The organism is Ensifer soli (assembly GCF_041928815.1).
Lineage (GTDB): Bacteria > Pseudomonadota > Alphaproteobacteria > Rhizobiales > Rhizobiaceae > JBHFEI01.
Genome location: NZ_JBHFEI010000045.1, coordinates 1 through 4,267, shown reverse-complemented (window position 1 = coordinate 4,267; position 4,267 = coordinate 1). Strand labels below are relative to the sequence as shown.

Genomic DNA, 4,267 nt, shown 5'->3' with positions numbered 1-4,267 from the left:
TCACCAGGACCAGTGAATCAGACAAGCCCGACCGCGTGAATCATCAATCCGACTCCGCGTTCATCGAAGACGCTCTAGATACAAACAGGAAACTGGAGATCGCGATTGACCGCGATGAGGCACCTGAGTTTGCTCAACAGGTTTTCGATATGCTCAGTGCACTCTACCACGAGCATCGGGCATCAAAAAATCTATCGGATCAACTGGATACGGAGTAGAAGCGCGCAAAAGAAAAGAGCCCCCTCAACGATGCCGTCGTGGAAGCCCTGATCTGTTCTGTAGCAAGGCCGAGAATCGCATTTCCACGAAATTCCGTCAAGTGTTTTGGCACCGTTTTGGTGAGCGGATTTCTTTTGCCTGACGAAAGGTGAAAGACATGGAGACCGCGACAGTGACGACGCCCTTTGGGCGGCGGCCTATGACGCTTGCCCTGGTGAAACGGCAGGTGGAAACGGCAGGCCGCACGAGCGGGACGCCCGTGGACAAATGGAAGGTGTTTCGCAGCGTCTGCGAAGCCAAGGACATGCTCGGCCTGCAGGATCGGGCGCTCGGCGTGCTCAATGCACTGCTCAGCTTTTATCCAGAGACGGAACTGTCGGAGGAGCATGGCCTGGTCGTGTTCCCGTCGAATGCGCAACTGTCGCTCAGGGCGCACGGCATCACCGGCACGACGCTGCGCCGGCATCTGTCTGCCCTGGTCGAGGCCGGGCTGATCCATCGGCGTGACAGCCTGAACGGCAAGCGCTATGCCCGCAAGGGCAGGGGAGGGGAGATCGAGCAGGCCTTCGGCTTCTCGATCGAACCGCTGATCGCCCGTGCCGGTGAGTTTGCCGTGCTGGCGCAGGAGGTTGTCGACGAGCGGCTTCGGTTCAAGCGCGCGAAAGAGGCGCTGACGCTGTGCCGCCGTGACATCCGCAAGCTGATTTCGGCGGCGATCGAGGAAGGTGCAAACGGCGACTGGGCCGCGATCGAGGCGATGTATGTCGCCATTCTCACCCGACTTCCACGCACTCCGGACCGCTTGATGGCCGAGGCAATCCTCGACGATCTGACGCTGCTGCGCGAAGAGATTGTCAACCGGCTGGAAAGTCAGACAAAAGCAGAAAATTCGGCTGGCAATGCCATCGGAAATGGCGGTCACATACAGAATTCAAAATCCGAATCCATTTCTGATCTTGAACCTCGCTCCGAAGAAGCGCAGGGCGCAACGCAGGCGGAAGAACCGCAGCATCAGCGGACCCAACTGGTAGCGGAGACAGATGCGCAACAGCGCCAGAGACCGGCCCAATCACTGTCCCGTCCACCGATAGAGCCGATCAAGGCGTTCCCGCTCGCGCTGGTGCTGAAGGCCTGCCCGGAGATCACGCCCTATGGCCCGGGCGGTGCCATCGGCAGCTGGCGCGATCTGATGGCCGCGGCGGTCGTCGTCCGTTCGATGCTCGGCGTCAGCCCCTCGGCCTATGAGGAGGCCTGCGCCATCATGGGACCGGAAGGGGCTGCGACTGCGATCGCCTGCATCCTCGAGAGGGGAGGGCAGATCAACTCCGCCGGTGGCTACCTCCGCGATCTCACCCGGCGTAGCGAGCGCGGCGAATTCTCCCTCGGACCGATGATCATGGCGCTGCTGAGGGCTGGGCAGTTAGGCGCGCCTAACTTTATGAGACAAGCGCAAATTAACGATTTGACCTCGGGTACGCTTACTCGGCCGTGGCTGGCTGCAGCTCGTGACACTCTATGCAACCGATAAAAGTACCTATTCAGCAATCTTTGCGAGACGATCATAACGCGGCAAATTCTCCCTTGGACCGATGATCATGGCACTGCTGAGAGCAGGTGGTCAGACGACACTGCGGGCAGGGTAGGGGGAGAAGATGGCAGTCGTCATCTCCTGCTTCAAAAAAAAGTAGCCTGTACTTTGTCGACCTGGGGGAAAGAGTGTGACCGATCCAGCTGGTGGGCTGGATCGGTAGCATCACGGGGTAAGGATGGCGGTCAGTTTAGCAACGGCCTGCGCACCGACGGTTCCGGCAGTTGCAAGGAGAAGAACGGTTCGTCGCCGAGCTCAGCAATCGCTTGTAGCTGGCGTAGCGTGAAGTCGTGCCGACCATTTTCCATCACGCCGAGGGTGATGGCGCTGGTGCCGAGCGCGTTGGCAAAGGCTGTCTTGCCGTCTCGTCCACGCAAGCGAAGCAGATGCAGGCCGATCCGGATGTGATCCTGGGAGATCACGTCCAGGTCCGCCATGCGTTTCATCCCCGGCCCCCGGGTCGTGGGGCGGATGGTCTCCGCTGCGTTCTTCAGCTTGTGGATTGCGCTTTTCGAGCGTCCATGCCGGCTGGCGATGTCCGCGATCGACAGAGAGGTCTGCAGCAGGTCGTGAAGAGCAGCCGTTTCCCATTCAGACATGATCAAACCCCCAACCCGTTGTACACCGTCTGGCCGTCTTTGCCCGTGCCAACCTTAAAAGGCCTGGAACTGGATGCCGCCTTCATCATCCTGGCAAACGTCGATAGTTCGACACGCCGTCCTGCTCCAGACGCCAGCATGAACTGCCAGTAGGCGGTGTGAAGTTCTGTCAGCGAAACACACTCGTCCGCCCCATACTTCAGCTTGGAGCCGGGCATCGTCAGGAAATGCTCGACCGAGTTGTTGTCCGCAAACATCTCGGTTACGAGTGTCTCATGCGATGCCGGCAGCGTGAAGCGACTCTGCTCCACAAGCCGCTGATAGCCCTCGATTGCCCAGGCTGCGATCGCTTCACGCTCTTGTGCCAGGATCTGCTCCTCAAGGTTGACCACGCGATCCTGCGGACGCACTGCCCGGTTAAACTCCAGGATCATCCAGCGACGATTGAAGCCTTCAGAGCTGTCTCGCGTCTTCGGCAGATGGTTCGAGTTGAACCAGTGGGCCGCCGTCGGGCGAAACTCGAACGGGTCCCGGTTCTTATGCTGTGCAGTGATCTCTTCGCCCGCGACCACCTTCTTGAAGATGCCACCGGGGATCTTGTTGGTCTCCGACAGTTCGCCGGCGAAGTTGATTACCTTGCCAAACAGTTGCGCCGGCAGAAACTTGTCGTTCCAGTCCGACGGCACGATCGAACTCATCGATCCTTCCGGCAGCAGACCACGGATGATGGCCTGGAGAACCGATTTGCCCGAACCTGCCTGGCCGTAGAGCAAGAATGCCTGCTGGTAGTCTGTGGCTTTCCCCATCAGCGAAACACCGATCATTTCCTGCAGAGCCAGAAGCTTCTCGCCATAGTCGGGATCATCACCCCAGCTGGCGCTCAGAAACGGGATGAACATCGGCATGTGCTCGGCCGCCTCGGGAAGATAGCGATAGGGGAGGGTATAGGTCATGCCGTATTCAGCTGCGTGCGCAACAAGGTCCAGATGCTCCGTCAGGAATCCGTTGGCAAAGTTGACGCCCTTCACGGACGATGTCGAAAGAGGCGCGCTGGAGATCGATTGCATAACCCGGAGAATACCGGCATGATCGCCTTGACGCTTGCCCGCCGGATACGATCCGAAACTCTGCGCTATGACCTTGAGCAGATGCTGTTCGTCGACCTTGCTCCAGGCCGCACCGTTCCATTGCCAGAATAGTCCTGCGTCGAAACGAATGTCACCATAAGCCTGAAGCTGGTCGAGGCAGGCAGTGGCGATGTCCGTATGCGTTTCGCCCTTGACCTGGCCGCGTCGCCTGGCTGCCAGATCCCGGCGCAACGCGGCGACGGTCTTCGTCGCTCCGGACGCACCGGCGATGTGTCCGAGGACATCGTTCTCCTCGATCGCGGAGAACGGAGGATTGGCGCGGGCCAATTGCCTGAGGGCAATTTCGATTGCATCGCGTCTGCCCTTGGAGCGAGCGTCGAGATGGCAGGCAAACTCTGCATCGATGTAGTCCATGATCTCTTGCAGCGACCAACTCTGGTGATCGCCCGCAAAGTCGAGACCAAGTGCCAGCCTGTCCTCGTCCGTCAAGCCCTTGTCTCAGCCGACAGGCAAAGCCTTGCCGGACGGACCTGTGACGTCATTCGTCAGAAATTCGATCAGTTTTGCCTTGGCGTATTCCTTGGTGATCTCATCGCCGACGACCACCTCGACCTTGTCCTCAACCCAGATCGAGATCTCGTCGAGCGCCTGCATCAGCGAGCGTTCACCGCGCAGGACCGCACGCGAAATCAGCCCGGCCATGGAAACCATCTTGTTGTTGCGTGCCCCGGCCGGCACGAAGTCCAGAGTCTTCATGCGATTGCCAGACGAGA

General features: G+C 59.4%; 4 protein-coding genes and 1 pseudogene. 2 read left to right on the top strand and 3 right to left on the bottom strand.

Going from position 1 to position 4,267, the window contains the following annotated elements:
* Both ACEVQ6_RS23450 and repC read left to right on the top strand, forming a co-directional pair.
* Positions 1 to 218: pseudogene (locus ACEVQ6_RS23450) on the top strand (hypothetical protein); the annotation flags it as partial.
* Between the two features lie 158 nt (positions 219 to 376).
* The gene (gene repC, locus ACEVQ6_RS23445; protein WP_374891461.1) at positions 377 to 1,747 is read left to right on the top strand and encodes a plasmid replication protein RepC; all 1,371 of its coding nucleotides are present in this window, start codon (positions 377 to 379) and stop codon (positions 1,745 to 1,747) included.
* A gap of 245 nt (positions 1,748 to 1,992) precedes the next feature.
* Here the strand turns inward: repC and ACEVQ6_RS23440 are convergent, their stop codons facing one another.
* The 3 genes from ACEVQ6_RS23440 to ACEVQ6_RS23430 form a co-directional block, all read right to left on the bottom strand.
* Positions 1,993 to 2,406: a hypothetical protein gene (locus ACEVQ6_RS23440; protein WP_374891460.1), complete on the bottom strand. Its 414-nt coding sequence runs from the start codon at positions 2,404 to 2,406 to the stop codon at positions 1,993 to 1,995.
* Positions 2,407 to 2,408: 2 nt separating this feature from the next.
* The gene (locus ACEVQ6_RS23435; RefSeq protein WP_374891459.1) at positions 2,409 to 3,983 is read right to left on the bottom strand and encodes a DNA primase family protein; all 1,575 of its coding nucleotides are present in this window, start codon (positions 3,981 to 3,983) and stop codon (positions 2,409 to 2,411) included.
* A 9-nt stretch (positions 3,984 to 3,992) separates the two neighbouring features.
* On the bottom strand, positions 3,993 to 4,267 hold a 275-nt coding region (locus ACEVQ6_RS23430; RefSeq protein WP_374891458.1), incomplete at its 5' end, for a hypothetical protein.

Bases quoted from the DNA above. Each gene is read 5' to 3' on its own strand.
- repC (WP_374891461.1), top strand. From the start codon at position 377: ATGGAGACCGCGACAGTGACGACGCCCTTTGGGCGGCGGCCTATGACG.
- ACEVQ6_RS23440 (WP_374891460.1), bottom strand. From the start codon at position 2,406: ATGTCTGAATGGGAAACGGCTGCTCTTCACGACCTGCTGCAGACCTCT.